Below are 15340 nucleotides of genomic sequence, written 5' to 3'. Positions count from 1 at the left end.
CCTATTCCAGGTTGTCGATGCGGTACGGCGGCGGGCCGCTGGCAAGGCCGAAGATGCGCAGGTAGAAATCAAGCTCCGCTTCCAGGGTGGCGACAATGCTGTCGGCCTTGCGGAAGCCATGCCCTTCGCCTTCCAGCGTGAGGTAGGCGACCGGCACACTGTTGGCGCGCAGCGCAGCGACCATCGTTTCGGACTGCTGCGGCGGCACGACCTTGTCGTCCAGGCCCTGGAAGAAGATGGTCGGGCTGCTGATGCGGGCGGTGTGGTGGATCGGCGAGCGCTCGCGGTACAGCTCCTGCGCGCGCGGCTGGGGCGCGATCAGGTATTCGTTGTAGCGCGATTCGAACTTGTGCGAGTCGGCATCCAGTCCGGCCAGGTCGGATACGCCGTAGTACACGGCGCCGGCCTTGAATACGTCATGGAAGGCGAGCGCGCTCAGGACGGTATAGCCGCCGGCGCTCGAGCCGCGAATGATCAGGCGGTCCGGGTCGACGCGCCCTTGCTGCGCCAGGTAGCGCGCGCCCGCCACGCAATCCTCCACGTCCACCACGCCCCACTGGCCCTTGAGGGCGTCGCGGTAGGCGCGCCCGAAACCGGTGCTGCCGCGGTAGTTCACGTCGAGCACCGCAAAGCCGCGGCTGGTCCAGAACTGCGTCGCCAGCTTCAGCGTGCTGGACGCCATGCCGGTCGGGCCGCCGTGGCCGATGACGATCAGCGGCGGCTTGTCCAGCGGCTCGGTGTCGCCGCTGCGGGGAGGGTAATAGAAGGCATGCGCGCTGGCGCCGCCAGCGGTCGGGAAGGTGATGCTCTCGGGGACCGACAGCCACTCCTCGCCGGGCAGGTCCTCGATCGAGCGGGCCAGTACGCTGCGCGCGCCGGTGTCGAGGTCGATGTGCGCGACTTCAAGCGCAATGGTCGGCGCCCCGCCGAGCAGGACCACGCCCTCCCCGCACACGCGCAGTTCGCGGATTTCCTCGTACGGGGTGGCGACCGGCGCCAGCGTGCCCGGGAAGGGCAGCCGCGCCAGCCGGCTCACGCCGCCCTCGATGTATGTGCAAATGATTTCGCCGCTGGCGAGGAAGCCGTACATCGACGCGCCGAAGACCCAGTGCGGTCCGGCGAATTCGGCCTCGCGCGTGCAGAGCGGCTGCACCTCGTCGTCGATCAGCCGGTACAGGTTCCACCAGCCGCTGCGGTCCGAGACGAAGTGCAGCACGCCTTGCGGCGACCACTCCGGCTGGCACACCGATTCGTTCGCGGAGCCTGCGATCCTGCGCGGGCTGCCGAGCGCGCCGTCGTCCTGCACTTCGGCCAGCCACAGCTCGGTGCCTTCCCATGGCATGCGCGGCAGCTCCCACGTCAGCCAGGCGACCCAGCGGCCGTCCGCCGAGATGCGCGGCGAGGAATAGAAGTCGCTTCCTTCCGCCAGCGTGTGCACGCTGCCGTCGCGCGCGATCGATACCAGCGTATTGACCGGATAACCGCTGCCGCCGTGGTCTTCGCACACGGCCAGCAGGCGCTCGTGCCGCGCGTCATAGGCGAAATCGGCAAAGCGCCGGGTGCCGGGCCGGGTGAGGGCGACCGGCGCGTCGGCGCCGCGCTTCACGTAGACACGGTTGTCGGCGAAATTGGTGAACCAGGCCACACCGTCGGCGACCACGTAGGAGCCGCCGCCGTATTCGTGCACCCGGCTGCGCGCATTGAACGGCGCCGGGGTCAGTTCAGTCAGCGCGGCCCCGTGGCGACGCACCAGCGTCGTGCGCCCGCCTTCGCTGGCCCGGCCGGCCAGCCAGAACACGTCCGCGCCGTCGCAGGCCAGTTGCGACAGGGGCACGCTGCCCTGCGCCACGACGGTTGCGCTGATCGGGGATGGCCAGGTGCCGCAAGGGGCTTTCTGCTTGGGAGCGTTCATGGAAGCAGGGTGCATGTGGAAGGTACGGCATCATAGAACATTCGGGCGGGGGGTGCGATAATACGGCCTTTCCGCCAGCTCTTCATTGTTATCCATGCCACAATTCGCCCCGCTCAAGAACGATACCTTCCTGCGCGCGCTGATGCGCCAGCCGACCGAGTACACGCCGGTGTGGCTGATGCGCCAGGCCGGCCGCTACCTGCCGGAGTACCGCGCCACCCGCGCGCGCGCCGGCTCGTTCCTGGGACTGGCGAAGAATCCGGACTTTGCGACCGAGGTGACGCTGCAGCCGATCGACCGCTACCCGCTGGACGCGTCGATCCTGTTTTCCGACATCCTGACCGTGCCCGATGCGATGGGCCTGGGACTGTACTTTGCCGATGGCGAGGGCCCGAAATTCGAGCGTCCACTGCGCACCGAAGCCGAAGTGATGGCGCTGCGTTCCCCCGACATGGAATCGCTCGACTACGTGTTCAAGGCCGTCACCCAGATCCGTACCGCGCTCGACGGCCGCGTGCCGCTGATCGGCTTCTCCGGCAGCCCGTGGACGCTGGCCTGCTACATGGTGGAAGGCGGCGGCTCGCGCGAATTCCACACGATCAAGAAGATGCTGTACAACCGCCCGGACCTGATGCACCACATCCTGTCCACCAACGCGCAGGCGGTGGCGCAGTACCTCAACGCGCAGATCGACGCGGGCGCGCAGGCGGTGATGATCTTCGATTCCTGGGGCGGCGCGCTGGCCGACGGGGCCTACCAGCAGTTCTCGCTGGAGTACATGCGCCAGGTGGTCAGCCAGCTGCAGCGCGAGAAGGACGGCGTGCGCATCCCGGCCATCGTGTTCACCAAGGGTGGCGGCCTGTGGCTGGAAGAAGCGGCCGGCATCGGCGCGGACGCGCTGGGCCTCGACTGGACCGTCAACCTGGGCCGTGCGCGCGCCCTGGTGGGCGACAAGGTCGCGTTGCAGGGCAACCTGGACCCGGCCATCCTGTTCGCCAACCCCGACCAGATCCGTGCCGAGGTGGAGCGCTCGCTCGGCGCGTATGGAAAGCCGTCCGCGAACCATGGCCATGTGTTCAATCTGGGACATGGCATTTCCCAGTTCACGCCGCCCGAGTCGGTGACCGCAATGGTCGAGGCGGTGCACAGCTTCAGCCGGGCGCAACGCGCCGAATGATGTAGTTTCGCTACAACCGCTTCGCCCAGTGGGCGAAGCGGAGCAGTCCTCCCGCACGACAATTCCCACACTTATTCACATTTCGGCGCGAGCGATCGTCTGCGCTGAGGTATTGGCCATGGGAAAATGGCACTTCAAATAAGTGTTTGATTTTAAAGGGCCCGCTCCCGTCCGCGGGAGGCCGGCCGTACCTTGTGGGAAAATTCCTACAGAGTGAAAATGGCTACTTTCACCGCTTTTCCACAAAGTTATCCACAGAAAATGTGGACAATGGGGAAAAGTGCTTTTCCGCCCGTGACTTAGCCGAATTGCTGAGGTTTTACATTAAGTCCGTGCTGCGGCGCGGGATATTTTCGGGGCATGCATATGTCACCGCGGCCTGCGCTGCGGCGAATAACTGCCGGCGGCAGCCCGGCTCAGTCCAAGGCATCGTCCGGTACAGATTTCGACTACAAACACTTCATCAGGGCGCCTACTTATGCACATTCCGTGCGGCCAGCAGCGCCTCCGGGTGGCCTCTGGGGTATGCGCGCTAAGCCGTTGAAGTTGCAGGGTTTTTTCTAACCGCCTTTTTCTGTCGGCAATAAGCTGTTGACGAACCGCAAATCCTTTGCTACGGGCGGCACGCCTTTTCCACAAAGTTGTCCACAAGGCGCAATCCCCTGTTGAAAGCCTGCGGTAAACCGCCATAATGGCGCCTCCAGTTTCCACCTGCTCCACCAGAATGGCGTTTTGCATCCTTCATGTCGCACTCGATACGCCGCTCAACAGCTGCTTCGACTACCGCTGGCCGTGCCAGCCGGGGGAGGAGCCGCGTCCCGGACAGCTGGTTCTTGTCCCTTTTGCACGGCGAGAAGTAGTCGGGCTCATTGTGGAGGTCCGCAGCCACACCGATGTGCCGGCGGAAAAGCTGAAGGATGCGCTGGCCGTGCGTTCGCAACTGGCCCCGCTGTCGGACCGCTGGATCGCCCTGGCCGGGTTCGCGGCCGACTACTACCAGCGCCCGCTCGGCGAGGTCGCGCTGCCCGGCCTGCCGAAGAACCTGCGCCTGGCCTCCACCGTGGCGCTGGACCGCGCCATCAAGAAGCTGGCGAAACTGGACGCGCTGCGCGACAACGCCGCCGTCGGCATGCCCGCGCTGAATCCCGCGCAGCAGGCCGCCGCCGATGCGATCGGCACGGCGGCGGGATTCTCGCCCATGCTGCTGTACGGCGTGACCGGCAGCGGCAAGACCGAGGTGTACCTGCAGGCCTGCGCGCAGGTGCTGGCGCGCGACCCGGACGCCCAGATCCTGGTCCTGGTCCCTGAAATCAACCTCACGCCGCAGCTGGAATCGAACATCCGCGCGCGTTTCCCCGGCATGCTGGTCGCCACCTTGCACAGCAGCCTGGCCGAGGGCGAGCGCATGCTGCACTGGCTGGCCGCGCATGAAGGGCGCGCCAGCATCGTGCTGGGCACGCGCCTGGCCATCCTCGCCTCGCTGCCGAAGCTGGCGCTGATCGTCATCGACGAGGAGCACGACCCCTCGTACAAACAGCAGGAAGGCCTGCGCTATTCGGCGCGCGACCTCGCGGTATGGCGCGCGCACCAGCTGGGCATTCCGATCGTGCTCGGCTCGGCCACGCCCTCGCTGGAGAGCTGGCAGCACGCGCTGACGGGACGCTACCGCAAGCTGGAGCTGCGCGAGCGCGCCGTGCGCGACGCCGTGCTGCCGCGCGTGCGCCTGCTGGACATGGAGCGCGACCGCCCCAAGGACGGGCTGACCTCCGGGCTCATCGCCGCCCTGCGCACGCGCCTCGAGCGCGGCGAACAGTCGCTCCTGTTCCTGAACCGGCGCGGCTACGCCCCGGTGATCTCGTGCGATGCGTGCGGCTGGGTGAGCGACTGCAAGCGCTGCACCGCCTTCATGGTGCTGCACAAGCCCGAGCACCGCCTGCGCTGCCACCACTGCAGCCTGGAGATGCGCATTCCGCGCTCCTGCCCGACCTGCGGCAACGTCGACCTGCAGCCGCTCGGCCGCGGCACCCAGCGCGTGGAAGAGGGCCTGCAGCAGATGTTCCCGGAGGCGCGCATCCTGCGCATCGACGCCGACTCGACCCGCCGCAAGGGCGCCGCGCAGGAAGCGTTCGACACCGTGCACCGCGGCGAAGTGGACATCCTGGTCGGCACGCAGATGGTCGCCAAGGGCCACGACTTCAAGCGCCTGACGCTGGTGGGAATCCTGAACCCGGACACCGCGCTGTTCTCGCAGGACTACCGTGCCAGCGAGCGCCTGTTCGCGCAGCTCATGCAGGTGGCGGGCCGCGCCGGGCGTGCCGGCGGCAACCACAGCGAGGTGCTGGTGCAGACGCGCTATGCGCAGCATCCCCTGTACTCGGCGGTGATGAAGCACGATTACGACAGCTATGCCACAGGCCTGCTCACCGAGCGGCGCCAGGCCATGCTGCCGCCCTTCATGTACCAGGCCCTGCTCCGGGCCGAGGGACGCGAACTGGCGATCGCGCTCGAGTTCCTCGCGGCCGCGCGCGACTGCCTGGAGCACGAGGGCATCACCATCAACGAGCCGATTCCGATGACCATGACGCGCGTGCACAACGTCGAGCGCGCGCAGTTGCTGGTCGAGTCGTCGTCCCGCCCGGCGCTGCAGGCCTTCCTGCGCGCGTGGATGGAACAACTGCGCGCAATGAAGACGCGCGCCAAATGGTCGCTCGAGGTCGACCCGGTCGACATCTGACGGACTGTGCCCTGTCCGGCGCCGCGGAACTGATAGCATAGAGTCCTTCTTGACGGAGGGCGCGATGGCACGGCAAATCAGGCGGATTGCGATATCGACCGGCGGCGGGGATGCGCCCGGACTGAACGCGGTGATCCGCGCGGTGGTGCTGTCCGCTGCGCGCCGGGGCTGGGAGTGCTACGGCATCCGCGACGGCATGAACGGCCTGATCGCGCCGGAGAGCTGTGTCGGCGAAGGCGTGCAACTGCTCACGCCCGACAACGTGCACGGCATCGCGCACCTGGGCGGCACCATCCTTGGCAGCAGCAACCGCGGCAACCCCTTCCACTTCCCCATGCCCGACAAATCCGGCGGCTGGACCGAGCAGGACCGCTCGGGCGACGTGGTGGACGAATGTCGCGCGCGCGGCTTCGACGCGCTGGTGATGGTGGGCGGCGACGGCACCATGGGCATCGCCGACGGGCTGCAGCGCAAGGGCCTGACCGTGGTGGGAGTGCCCAAGACGATCGACAATGACCTCGACCGCACCTACCTCACCTTCGGCTTCGATACCGCATCGGGCTTCGCGACCGAATGCATCGACCGCCTGCACAGCACCGCGCAAAGCCACCAGCGCGTGATGGTGGTGGAGGTGATGGGACGCTACGCCGGCTGGATCGCGCTGCATGCCGGGATGGCGGGCGGCGCGCACGCGATCCTGATTCCCGAGATCCCGTTCGACATCGACGTGGTGGCGCAGGCGATCCTGGCGCGCGACGCGGACCGGCGCAAGCATTCGATCGTGGTCGTGGCGGAAGGGGCGGCGCCGGCGGGCGGTCAGCGCGAGCTGGCCAGCCGCGCGGCGGGCGGGCATGCGGAGCGGCTGGGCGGCATCGGCATGCGCGTGTCGCACTGGCTGGAGGACCGCACCGGCAAGGAATGCCGCCCCGTGGTGCTGGGCCACCTGCTGCGCGGCGGCAGCCCGTCGGCCTTCGACCGCGTCTCCGCGCTGCGTTTCGGCGCCGCGGCGGTGCGCGCGCTGGACGAAGGCCGCAGCGGCGTGATGGTCGCGCTGACCGGGCCGGGGATCGATTACGTGCCGCTGGCCGAGGTGGCCGGGCATACCAAGCGCGTGCCGGTCGGCAGCGACATCATGGAGACTGCGCGCGAACTGGGCATCTGCCTCGGCGAACGCGTGTAGGGCCGCGGCTAGAGGCGCATGCGCGAGCTGCCTTCGGCGAAGGTGCCGGGCCGGCGCTCCGCTTCGGTCTGGCAGGTGATGCACAGCGCGGCAGTCGGCTGGGCGCGCATGCGGTCCGCCCCGATGACGCTGCTGCAGTTGGCGCAAATGCCGTAGCTGCCTTGTGCGATGCGTTCCAGCGCCGACTCCACCGCGCGCAGTTCGCGCAGGTCCAGCCCCAGCTCCGAAATCTCCTCGTCGTTCAGCATATTGGCGGTGGAGCGGTCGTCCACCGCGCCTTCCAGCATGTTATTGCCGAGGCTCATCTCTTCCGGGTTGTCGCCCTGGTGCAGGCGGTCGCTCAGCGCGGACACCAGCAGTTTGCGCTCCTCAATCAGGCTCGCTTCGAGTTGCCTGATATCTTCCTGCGTCAGCGGTTCCGCCATGGCGTTCTCCTTGCACGTCCGGGTCGGACGAGTGATTCAATGTAGCCCTGATGCGGGCGGGCAGATAGCCTTTGCTTTGACGATAGTCAAATGCGCGCCCAATATTCGCATCAAGTAGCTGACGCGCACGCTTGCAACAACGGACGCTGGATACCTGCGCATTTCAGTCGTATATTGTTGGTAGCGCGTGCTTTAAGCGCAGCGCGACAGCGAGGCCACATTAACTGGAAGAGGTAACATTGTGTGCAAGCAGCATGGCGCGGGCCAGGCGCCTGTCCCGCCGAACAGGTGTGCCGAATGCCGCTTCGCCGGCATGTGCCTGCTGCGCGGCCTGGAACCTGTTGAAGTCGCACTCTTCGACGGCATCGTGCGCCGCCACCGCATCGGGCGCGACATGTACCTGTACCGCATCGGCCAGCCGTTCACCAGCCTCTACGCCATCCACTTCGGGCACTTCAAGACCGCGCAGGTCGACCGGCGCGGCGCGCAGCAGGTTACCGGCTTTGCGATGTCGGGCGAGCTCTTGGGACTCGACGCGATCGCGGGCGGACGCCATGCCTGCGACGCGGTGGCGCTGGAGGATTCGGAAGTGTGCGAAATCCCGTTCGCGCGCCTGCAGGAGCTGTTCGGCAAGATCCCGCACCTGCTGCAGCAGTTCCACTGCATGATGAGCCAGGAAATCCAGCGCGAACAGGCGCTCATGCTGGTGCTGGGCAATATGCGGGCCGAACAGCGCTTTGCCTGCTTCCTGCTCAACCTGTCCGAGCGCTACGCGCAGCGCGGCTATTCCCCGGTCTCTTTCCAGCTGCGCATGTCGCGCGACGACATCGGCGGCTATCTTGGGCTCACCATCGAGAGTGTCAGCCGCCTGGTGGCCAAGTTCCGCAACAACGGCTGGATCCGGCTCGACAACCGCAAGCTCGAGATCGTCGACCGCGCTTCGCTGGAGGCGCTGGCCGGCGGCATGCGCTCCGCGCCGGGCGCCGGGTTGCAGCCGCCGCCGCCATCGCGCACCATTCCCCTGCGGGTCGCCGCCTGACCCGTGCCGCTTGCGAACCGCGCAAAACGGGTTATAAAGAATAAGTGGGAGTTCGCTGCAGATGGGTACCGATGAGCGGCGTTCGCTTGGGATTGGCACCATTCGCCGCAGATCGGCCCGGCTGGCACCGGATCTCTCCAGTTAGGCAAACTTGACGACAGATCGCCGCGATTGTGCGCAGTTGGCACCGTGCGGCGGCGTTATCGACTTGAGGAGACACGATCATGGCGAACAATATGACACCGTTCGACCCGTTCCGAGACCTGATGCGGGTCAGCCCCCTGCATCGCATGGAAGAGTTCCTGCGCGACATGCGGCCGCTTTCGATGCGCGACATGCCGGACATGCCTGCGGTGCGCTGCGACGTCAACGAGACCGACCAGGCCTATACCATCCGCGCCGAGATACCGGGGGTGCGCAAGGAGGACATCAAGGTCGACGTGAACGCCAACCGCGTGACCATCTCCGCCGAGAGCCAGCAGCGGCAGGAACAGAAAGAGGGCGAAAAGGTGGTGCGCTGCGAGATCTACCGCGGCGAGATGTACCGCAGCTTCACGCTGGAGCACGAGGTGGACGAGTCGAAGGCCGAGGCCAAGTACCAGGACGGCATCCTGGAACTGACCTTGCCCAAGCGCGAACAGCGCACCGGGCAGAAGCTCGAGATCCACTGACAGGCGTGCATGGGCGGGCCCTTAGGGCGCGCCTGCCCCGGGCCCGGCCGCATGGACGCGGGCCCGCCTCGTCACGCCCTGGCGGCACTATTCCGCGAACGGACGCAGCACCAGCACCGGAATCATGCTGTGCACGAGCACCTTGTGCGTTTCGCTGCCTAGCACCATGGCCTTGATCCCGCGGTAGCCGTGCGAGGCCATCGCGATCAGGTCGCAGCCCTGGTCGCGTGCCACCTCGAGGATCTCCGTGTACGGATTGTCAGCGCGGCGCAATACCGTCTGGCAGTCGACGCCCGCCTCGCGCGCGGCCTGCTCGACTGCGAGCAGCACCTGCCGTCCGCGCTGCTCGGTATCGATCAGGTACTGCTCGCGGGTATCCTCGATCATCTCGGTATTCACCGTCAGCATGTGAAATTCCGGCATCACATGCAGCGCGGTGACCCTGGCGCGCACCGATTTGGCGAATTCCATGCATGTCAGCATGGCCGCATCGGACAGCGGCGACCCATCGGTCGGAAACAGGATGTGTGCAAACATACGACCTCCCTTCATGCCCGCCCACGCGGGACCCCAAACGTCGCGCCAGCAGAAGCCCGTCAGGGCTGCCTGACGTACTCACCCGGCGCATCCTCCAGATCATCTTCGGGCGCCGGCGGCGCCACCAGCGGCCCGGCCCGGCGCGCCAGCCAGTGCTCCCACTCCGGCCACCATGAGCCCGGCCTGTGCTCCATCGCCTCCTGCCACCGCCCCGGATCGATGAAGGGCGCATCGGCCGCGCGCGTCGCCACCTGGAAGCTGCGCCCGGCCTTGCCCGGCGGCGAGATAATGCCCGCGTTATGCCCGCCGGAAGTCAGCAGGAAGGTCAGCTCCGCATCGAGCAGCAGCGTCAGCTTGTACACGGAACGCCACGGCGCGACGTGGTCGGTGACGGTGCCGACCGCGAACACCGGCACGTCGATGTCCGACAGCGCCACGGGCCGGGCGTCGACCAGGTAGCGCCCGGCCGCCAGGTCGTTGTTCAGGAACAGCCGCCGCAGGTACTCGGCATGCATGCGGAACGGCATGCGGGTGGCGTCCTGGTTCCAGCTGGTGAGCGCGGTTTCCTGATCCGGCTTGTTGAGCAGGTAATGGTTCAACTGGCGCGACCAGATCAGGTCGTTCGAGCGGATCAGCTGGAAGGCGCCCGCCATCTGGCTCGTGTCGAGGTAGCCCTGCTGCCACATGGTCGCCTCCAGGAAGCTGACCTCGCTCTCGTCGATGAACAGCGACAGCTCGCCCGGCTCGGTAAAGTCCACCTGCGCCGCCAGCAGCGTGATGCTGCCCAGCCGCTCGTCGCCCTCGCGCGCCATGGCCGCGGCCGCGATCGACAGCAGGGTGCCGCCCAGGCAGTAGCCGGCCGCGTTGACCGTGCCCGCCCCGGTGCGCCGGCATACCTCGTCGATGGCCGCCATGACGCCGTGCACGCGGTAGTCGTCCATGCCCAGGTCGCGCTCCTTCTGTCCCGGGTTCTTCCACGACACCATGAACACCGTGTGTCCCTGCGCCACCAGGTAGCGCACCAGCGAGTCGGTCTCGGTCAGGTCGAGGATGTAGTACTTCATGATCCAGGCCGGGACGAACAGGACCGGCACCGCATGCACGCGCGGCGTGGACGGCGTGTACTGGATCAGTTCCATGATGTGGTTCCTGAGCACCACCTTGCCAGGCGTGGCTGCCACGTTCTGGCCCACCACGTAGCGCGACTCGCGCCGCGCGGCCCCGCCGGCGGCGCGCAGCAGGTCGGACCAGGCCCGCAACGCTCCCGCGGCCAGGTTCACCCCGCCGGTGGCGATGGTGGTGTCGAGCACCTGCGGGTTGGTAGCGGGAAAATTGGACGGCGCCACCCAGTCCAGCAACTGGCGGGTGATGAAGGTCACCACGTCCTGGTGGTGGCGCGAGACGCCGCGCACGCCCGTGGTGGCGCGGTGCCACCATTGCTGCTGCAGCAGGAAGGCCTGGTAGCCGATATTGAAGGGATAGCGCTTCCATTGGGGCGCGTCGAAGCGCCGGTCCTGCGGCAGCGGCTCGATGCAGGTGTAGCAATCGTCGCCGTGCGCGCTCTTGAGCGCCACCTGCGCCAGCTTCATCATGTTGTCGATGCCCTGCAGGGCCAGCTGCTCGTGCTTGGAGGGCGCCAGCGCAAGGTGGGTCATCCAGTCGAAAAACGCGTTGCCCAGCGCAGCCGGCGACACCGAATGGGTAAAGCGGCCCAGCCAGGCGTTGAGCAGCAGGTCGGCGGTCGCGTGCTCGACCGTGGTCTCGGGATAGCGGTGCACGGGCGTGCCTTGCCAGCCGCTGGCCTTGCGCTCCTGCGTCTGCGCGGCGCCCTTGGCGGCGCCATCGCCGCCGCTGTCCAGCGGCGCGGCTCGGACGAATGCTGACATACGCGTCTCCTCACTTTCTCAAGCGAGTGTGGGCGGCCCGACGCCGGCCATCCATGATGCAGATCAAATGTGCACCCCGGGGCCGGCCGCCGCGTGCTGCAGGCGTGCCTTCGCGTGCGCGCCGCCTGCACGCGCCATCCCTTAATCTAGCAGGGGCAATGTGCGCTGCGCCCCGATTTCAATGCTGCGAAGAACAGGAGACCTGCATGGATGAACTTCACGTCGACGTTGCCGTCATCGGCACCGGCACGGCCGGCATGACCGCGTACCGCGCCGCCCGGGCCCAGGGCGCACGCGTGGTCGCGATCGAGGCGGGCCCCTACGGCACCACCTGCGCGCGCGTCGGCTGCATGCCGAGCAAGCTGCTGATCGCGGCGGCCGATGCGGCCCACGCCGCGCGCCACGCGCATGGCTTCGGCGTCCATGCGGGACTGGTGACGGTCGACGGCGAACAGGTGATGGCGCGCGTGCGCAGCGAACGCGACCGCTTTGTCGGCTTCGTGCTGGAGAGCGTGGACTCGTTCGCGCCGGAAGACAAGCTGCGCGGCCATGCACGCTTTACCGGTCCGTCCACCTTGCAGGTGGGCGAGGACAAGCTGGTGCACGCGAAGGCCGTGGTGATCGCGACCGGCTCGCGCCCGGTCATTCCCGGGCCGCTGCGCGACGTCGGCAACCGCGTGGTGGTCAACGACGATGTGTTCGACTGGACCACGCTGCCCGGTTCGGTCGCCGTGGTGGGCACCGGCGTGATCGGCCTCGAAATCGGGCAGTCCCTGCACCGCCTCGGCGTGCGCACCACGGTGTTCGGCCGCTCGGCCGGCATCGCCCACATGTCCGATCCCGAAGTGCAGCAGTCGGCCGTGAGCATCTTCGGCTCGGAGCTCGACCTGCGCCTGGAATCGGAGGTGGTGCGGGCGCGCCAGGACGGCGGGCAGGTCGAACTGACTGTGCGCGACGGCCACGGGGCCGAGCACAGCCATCGCTACGACTACGTGCTGGTGGCTGCGGGACGCATGCCGAACGTGGACGGGATCGGCCTCGAACACGCCGGCCTTGCGCTGGACCCGCACGGCGTGCCGCTGTTCGATGCGCGCACCCTGCAGTGCGGGACCAGCCCGGTGTTCATCGCGGGCGACGCCAACAGCGTGCGCCCGCTCCTGTCCGAAGCGGCGGACGACGGCGTCATCGCCGGCGACAATGCGGCCCGCTACCCTGGCGTGCAGCCGGGGCTGCGGCGCGCGCCGCTGGCGATCGCGTTTACCGACCCGAACCTGGCGACCGTGGGGCGCGGCTACCGCGAGCTGATGGCGGCGGGCGGCGCGCGCTTCGCGACCGGACAGGTGTCGTTCCACAACCAGGGGCGCAGCCGGGTCATGCTGGCCAACCGCGGCATCCTGCGGGTGTATGGCGAATACGTGAGCGGGAATTTCCTGGGTGCGGAGATGATCGCGCCGCGCGGCGAGCACCTGGCGCACCTGCTGGCGTGGGCGTACCAGATGCGCCTGACCGTCAGGCAGATGCTGGAGATGCCGTTCTACCACCCGGTGATCGAGGAAGGCGTGCGCACGGCCTTGCGCGAGCTGCAGAAGAATATCGAGAAGGGCGCGCCGCAGGAGCCGCTGGGGGCGGACAGCACGCCAGGAATCTGACGGGACCCCCTCCGGCACCTTGAAGATCCGGGAACGGTCCCCTGAAGCTTAATGCAGCGGGCTGGGATCGAGCTTGCCGGCCGCGGCCAGCTCGCGCACGATGCGCACCGTGTCGATGTCGGCCTCCTTGTAGGCCGAGCGCTTGAAATCGTCGTACATCTGGCTGGCCGCATCCTGCGAGTCCGGATGGCCGTCGTCGTAGCGGAAGCGCACCAGCAGGTTGTGCTGGTCGGGCGCCTCGATCCGCATCACCAGCAGCGACGCCGGGATCTCGCCCTGCGCCGGCACCTCGTAGCGCACCTCGTTCATCGGATCGAACACCACCCGGTCGGCCACGGTCAGGTCGCCGTAGCGCAGGCGGCGCTGGAAGCTGCCAGCATCGCGCTCGCCGATGGTGCATTCGTCGAGGTGCGGGATGAACAGGGTCGGCTGTTCCGCGCGCAGGACCAGGCCGCGCCACAGCTGTTCGCGGGTAATGGTGTCCATCAGCGGGTTGAGCGGGTCGTTAATCTGGATCAGGTGTTCAAATTTCATGTCGGTTCGGGGAAAGCGGGGCGTGGCCCTAAAGCCGCATGTTACACCCCATCGGATGGCGGCGGCAGCACGGCGCGGCCGCGCCTAGTTGGAGAGCAGGATGGCGTTCTGCCGCCGCTGCAGGAATGCGATTCCGACCAGGATCGCGAACGAAATCGCCAGCAGCACCATGGCGTAGGCATTGGCCGCGTCGTAGTTGAGCTTTTGCGCCTCGTCGTACAGCGCGATCGAGGCCACCCGCGTGGTGCCCGGGATGTTCCCGCCCAACATGAGCACGACCCCAAACTCGCCCATGGTGTGGGCAAAGCTGAGCGACATGCCGGTCAGGATGCCGTGCTTCGACAGCGGCAGCACCACCGACCAGAACACCTGGCGGCGCGTCAGCCCCAGCGCCAGGCCGGACTGGATCATGTCCCGGCCCACCGAGCGGAACGCCGCCTGGAACGGTTGCACCGCGAACGGCAGGCTGTACACCACCGAACCCGCCACCAGCCCCGCGAACGAAAACGGCAGCGGCGTGCCGAACACCGACAGCCACGCAGAGCCCACCGCATGCTGCGGCGACATCAGCATCAGCAGGTAGAAGCCGATCACGGTCGGCGGCAGCACGATCGGCAGGCTGACCAGGGTCTCGACCAGGATCACGCCGCGCATGCGGCTGCTGTTCAGCCAGTTGGCCAGCGGGATGCCGAGCACCAGCAGCACCAGCGAGGACACGAGCGCGAGCCGCAGCGTCAGCCACATCGCATCCCACAGCTCGGCCGACATCAGCTGGGTCATCGGGCCGGCGCCGGCGGCGCGAAGCCGTGGCGCGCCAGGATCGCGCGCGCCGTGTCCGTGCCCAGGTAGGCCATCCAGCGCGCCGCTAGCGGATTGTTCTTGCCGCGGCTGGTGATGATGGCGCCCTGCCGCACTGCCACCCCTTCCAGCACCGAAAAGCGGCCCACCCTGCGCAGGTGCGGCGAGCGCACCGCCGACAGCGACAACAGCGCGGCCTGGGCATTGCCGGAGTGTGCGAACTGGGCCGCCTGCGCCACGTTCTCGCCCAGTACCAGGCGCGGCTGCAACTCCTCCCACAGCCCCGCCGCGATCAGCACCTCGCGCGCCGCCTTGCCGTAGGGCGCCACGTCCGGGTTGGCGATCGCGATCCGGCGCACGCGCGGGTCGAGCAGCGTGGCCAGGCCGCGCGCCGGGAGCACGCCGGGCGCGCTGGTCCAGTAAACCAGCTGTCCGGACGCGTACTGCATCAGGCTCTTGCCATCGGCCGCGCCTTCGCGCGCCAGCCGCGCCGGATACTCCATGTCCGCCGACATGAACACGTCGAACGGAGCGCCATTCTTCACCTGCGCGAACAGCGAACCGGACGCCCCGGTCGAGATCTTCACCATTGCCTTCGGCTCCAGCCGGCGGAAGCCCTTGGCCAGGTCGTCCATGCCGTAGGCCAGGTCGGAGGCGGCGGCGACCGTCAGCTGGCCCGCCATTGCCGAACCGGCAAGGAGCGTCAACAGAAGTGTTATCAAGGTTTTCATTGAGGCCATTTTACGACGGGAACTCAACGATTGCACTGTACAATGGCCGGCTGTTCGTCCCGCCGGT

At 67.6% G+C, this 15340-nt stretch carries 13 protein-coding genes; 6 read left to right on the top strand and 7 right to left on the bottom strand.

The window, feature by feature from the left end; all coding sequences use genetic code 11:
• Position 1 precedes the first annotated feature (1 nt).
• Positions 2-1912: a prolyl oligopeptidase family serine peptidase gene (locus ACFSQR_RS00490; RefSeq protein ID WP_377726813.1), complete on the bottom strand. Its 1911-nt coding sequence runs from the start codon at positions 1910-1912 to the stop codon at positions 2-4.
• A 94-nt stretch (positions 1913-2006) separates the two neighbouring features.
• Here ACFSQR_RS00490 and hemE point away from each other — a divergent pair, with 94 nt between their 5' ends.
• The 3 genes from hemE (at position 2007) to ACFSQR_RS00475 (ending at position 7003) form a co-directional block, all read left to right on the top strand.
• On the top strand, positions 2007-3089 hold the full coding sequence (hemE, locus tag ACFSQR_RS00485) for a uroporphyrinogen decarboxylase (protein WP_377726811.1): 1083 nt from the start codon (positions 2007-2009) through the stop codon (positions 3087-3089).
• A gap of 724 nt (positions 3090-3813) precedes the next feature.
• On the top strand, positions 3814-5823 hold the full coding sequence (locus ACFSQR_RS00480) for a primosomal protein N' (protein WP_377726809.1): 2010 nt from the start codon (positions 3814-3816) through the stop codon (positions 5821-5823).
• 64 nt (positions 5824-5887) lie between these two features.
• The gene (locus ACFSQR_RS00475; protein ID WP_377726806.1) at positions 5888-7003 is read left to right on the top strand and encodes a 6-phosphofructokinase; all 1116 of its coding nucleotides are present in this window, start codon (positions 5888-5890) and stop codon (positions 7001-7003) included.
• Positions 7004-7011: 8 nt separating this feature from the next.
• Here ACFSQR_RS00475 and ACFSQR_RS00470 read toward each other — a convergent pair whose 3' ends face one another.
• Positions 7012-7428, bottom strand: a complete 417-nt coding sequence (locus tag ACFSQR_RS00470) for a TraR/DksA family transcriptional regulator (RefSeq protein ID WP_377726804.1) — start codon at positions 7426-7428, stop codon at positions 7012-7014.
• A 241-nt stretch (positions 7429-7669) separates the two neighbouring features.
• Here ACFSQR_RS00470 and ACFSQR_RS00465 point away from each other — a divergent pair, with 241 nt between their 5' ends.
• Positions 7670-8467: a helix-turn-helix domain-containing protein gene (locus ACFSQR_RS00465; RefSeq protein ID WP_377726802.1), complete on the top strand. Its 798-nt coding sequence runs from the start codon at positions 7670-7672 to the stop codon at positions 8465-8467.
• A 224-nt stretch (positions 8468-8691) separates the two neighbouring features.
• Positions 8692-9138, top strand: coding sequence for an Hsp20/alpha crystallin family protein (locus tag ACFSQR_RS00460; protein ID WP_377726800.1), 447 nt, complete (start codon positions 8692-8694; stop codon positions 9136-9138).
• Positions 9139-9225: 87 nt separating this feature from the next.
• Here ACFSQR_RS00460 and ACFSQR_RS00455 read toward each other — a convergent pair whose 3' ends face one another.
• Both ACFSQR_RS00455 and ACFSQR_RS00450 read right to left on the bottom strand, forming a co-directional pair.
• Complete coding sequence (locus tag ACFSQR_RS00455) at positions 9226-9675, bottom strand: universal stress protein (protein ID WP_377726798.1); 450 nt, start codon at positions 9673-9675, stop codon at positions 9226-9228.
• A 59-nt stretch (positions 9676-9734) separates the two neighbouring features.
• Complete coding sequence (locus tag ACFSQR_RS00450) at positions 9735-11561, bottom strand: PHA/PHB synthase family protein (protein ID WP_377726796.1); 1827 nt, start codon at positions 11559-11561, stop codon at positions 9735-9737.
• 206 nt (positions 11562-11767) lie between these two features.
• Here ACFSQR_RS00450 and ACFSQR_RS00445 point away from each other — a divergent pair, with 206 nt between their 5' ends.
• The gene (locus ACFSQR_RS00445) at positions 11768-13210 is read left to right on the top strand and encodes a dihydrolipoyl dehydrogenase (RefSeq protein ID WP_377726792.1); all 1443 of its coding nucleotides are present in this window, start codon (positions 11768-11770) and stop codon (positions 13208-13210) included.
• A 48-nt stretch (positions 13211-13258) separates the two neighbouring features.
• Here ACFSQR_RS00445 and ACFSQR_RS00440 read toward each other — a convergent pair whose 3' ends face one another.
• The 3 genes from ACFSQR_RS00440 to modA form a co-directional block, all read right to left on the bottom strand.
• The gene (locus ACFSQR_RS00440) at positions 13259-13744 is read right to left on the bottom strand and encodes an SRPBCC family protein (RefSeq protein WP_377726789.1); all 486 of its coding nucleotides are present in this window, start codon (positions 13742-13744) and stop codon (positions 13259-13261) included.
• Between the two features lie 84 nt (positions 13745-13828).
• Positions 13829-14524: a molybdate ABC transporter permease subunit gene (gene modB / locus ACFSQR_RS00435; RefSeq protein ID WP_377726787.1), complete on the bottom strand. Its 696-nt coding sequence runs from the start codon at positions 14522-14524 to the stop codon at positions 13829-13831.
• The gene (modA, locus tag ACFSQR_RS00430; RefSeq protein ID WP_377726784.1) at positions 14521-15273 is read right to left on the bottom strand and encodes a molybdate ABC transporter substrate-binding protein; all 753 of its coding nucleotides are present in this window, start codon (positions 15271-15273) and stop codon (positions 14521-14523) included. The genes modB and modA overlap by 4 nt, the downstream gene beginning before the upstream one ends.
• Between the last annotated feature and the right edge of the window lie 67 nt (positions 15274-15340).

Source organism: Pseudoduganella sp. GCM10020061, from assembly GCF_042683405.1.
In the GTDB taxonomy this organism is placed as follows: domain Bacteria; phylum Pseudomonadota; class Gammaproteobacteria; order Burkholderiales; family Burkholderiaceae_D; genus Telluria.
This window is presented reverse-complemented; position numbering and strand designations above follow the sequence as displayed.

Excerpts from the sequence above, each read along its gene's own strand:
- ACFSQR_RS00490 (WP_377726813.1), bottom strand. The coding sequence starts at position 1,912 with ATGAACGCTCCCAAGCAGAAAGCCCCTTGCGGCACCTGGCCATCCCCG.
- ACFSQR_RS00460 (WP_377726800.1), top strand. The coding sequence starts at position 8,692 with ATGGCGAACAATATGACACCGTTCGACCCGTTCCGAGACCTGATGCGG.
- ACFSQR_RS00475 (WP_377726806.1), top strand. The coding sequence starts at position 5,888 with ATGGCACGGCAAATCAGGCGGATTGCGATATCGACCGGCGGCGGGGAT.
- ACFSQR_RS00480 (WP_377726809.1), top strand. The coding sequence starts at position 3,814 with ATGGCGTTTTGCATCCTTCATGTCGCACTCGATACGCCGCTCAACAGC.
- ACFSQR_RS00440 (WP_377726789.1), bottom strand. The coding sequence starts at position 13,744 with ATGAAATTTGAACACCTGATCCAGATTAACGACCCGCTCAACCCGCTG.
- modA (WP_377726784.1), bottom strand. The coding sequence starts at position 15,273 with ATGAAAACCTTGATAACACTTCTGTTGACGCTCCTTGCCGGTTCGGCA.
- ACFSQR_RS00470 (WP_377726804.1), bottom strand. The coding sequence starts at position 7,428 with ATGGCGGAACCGCTGACGCAGGAAGATATCAGGCAACTCGAAGCGAGC.
- modB (WP_377726787.1), bottom strand. The coding sequence starts at position 14,524 with ATGACCCAGCTGATGTCGGCCGAGCTGTGGGATGCGATGTGGCTGACG.
- hemE (WP_377726811.1), top strand. The coding sequence starts at position 2,007 with ATGCCACAATTCGCCCCGCTCAAGAACGATACCTTCCTGCGCGCGCTG.
- ACFSQR_RS00455 (WP_377726798.1), bottom strand. The coding sequence starts at position 9,675 with ATGTTTGCACACATCCTGTTTCCGACCGATGGGTCGCCGCTGTCCGAT.
- ACFSQR_RS00445 (WP_377726792.1), top strand. The coding sequence starts at position 11,768 with ATGGATGAACTTCACGTCGACGTTGCCGTCATCGGCACCGGCACGGCC.
- ACFSQR_RS00450 (WP_377726796.1), bottom strand. The coding sequence starts at position 11,561 with ATGTCAGCATTCGTCCGAGCCGCGCCGCTGGACAGCGGCGGCGATGGC.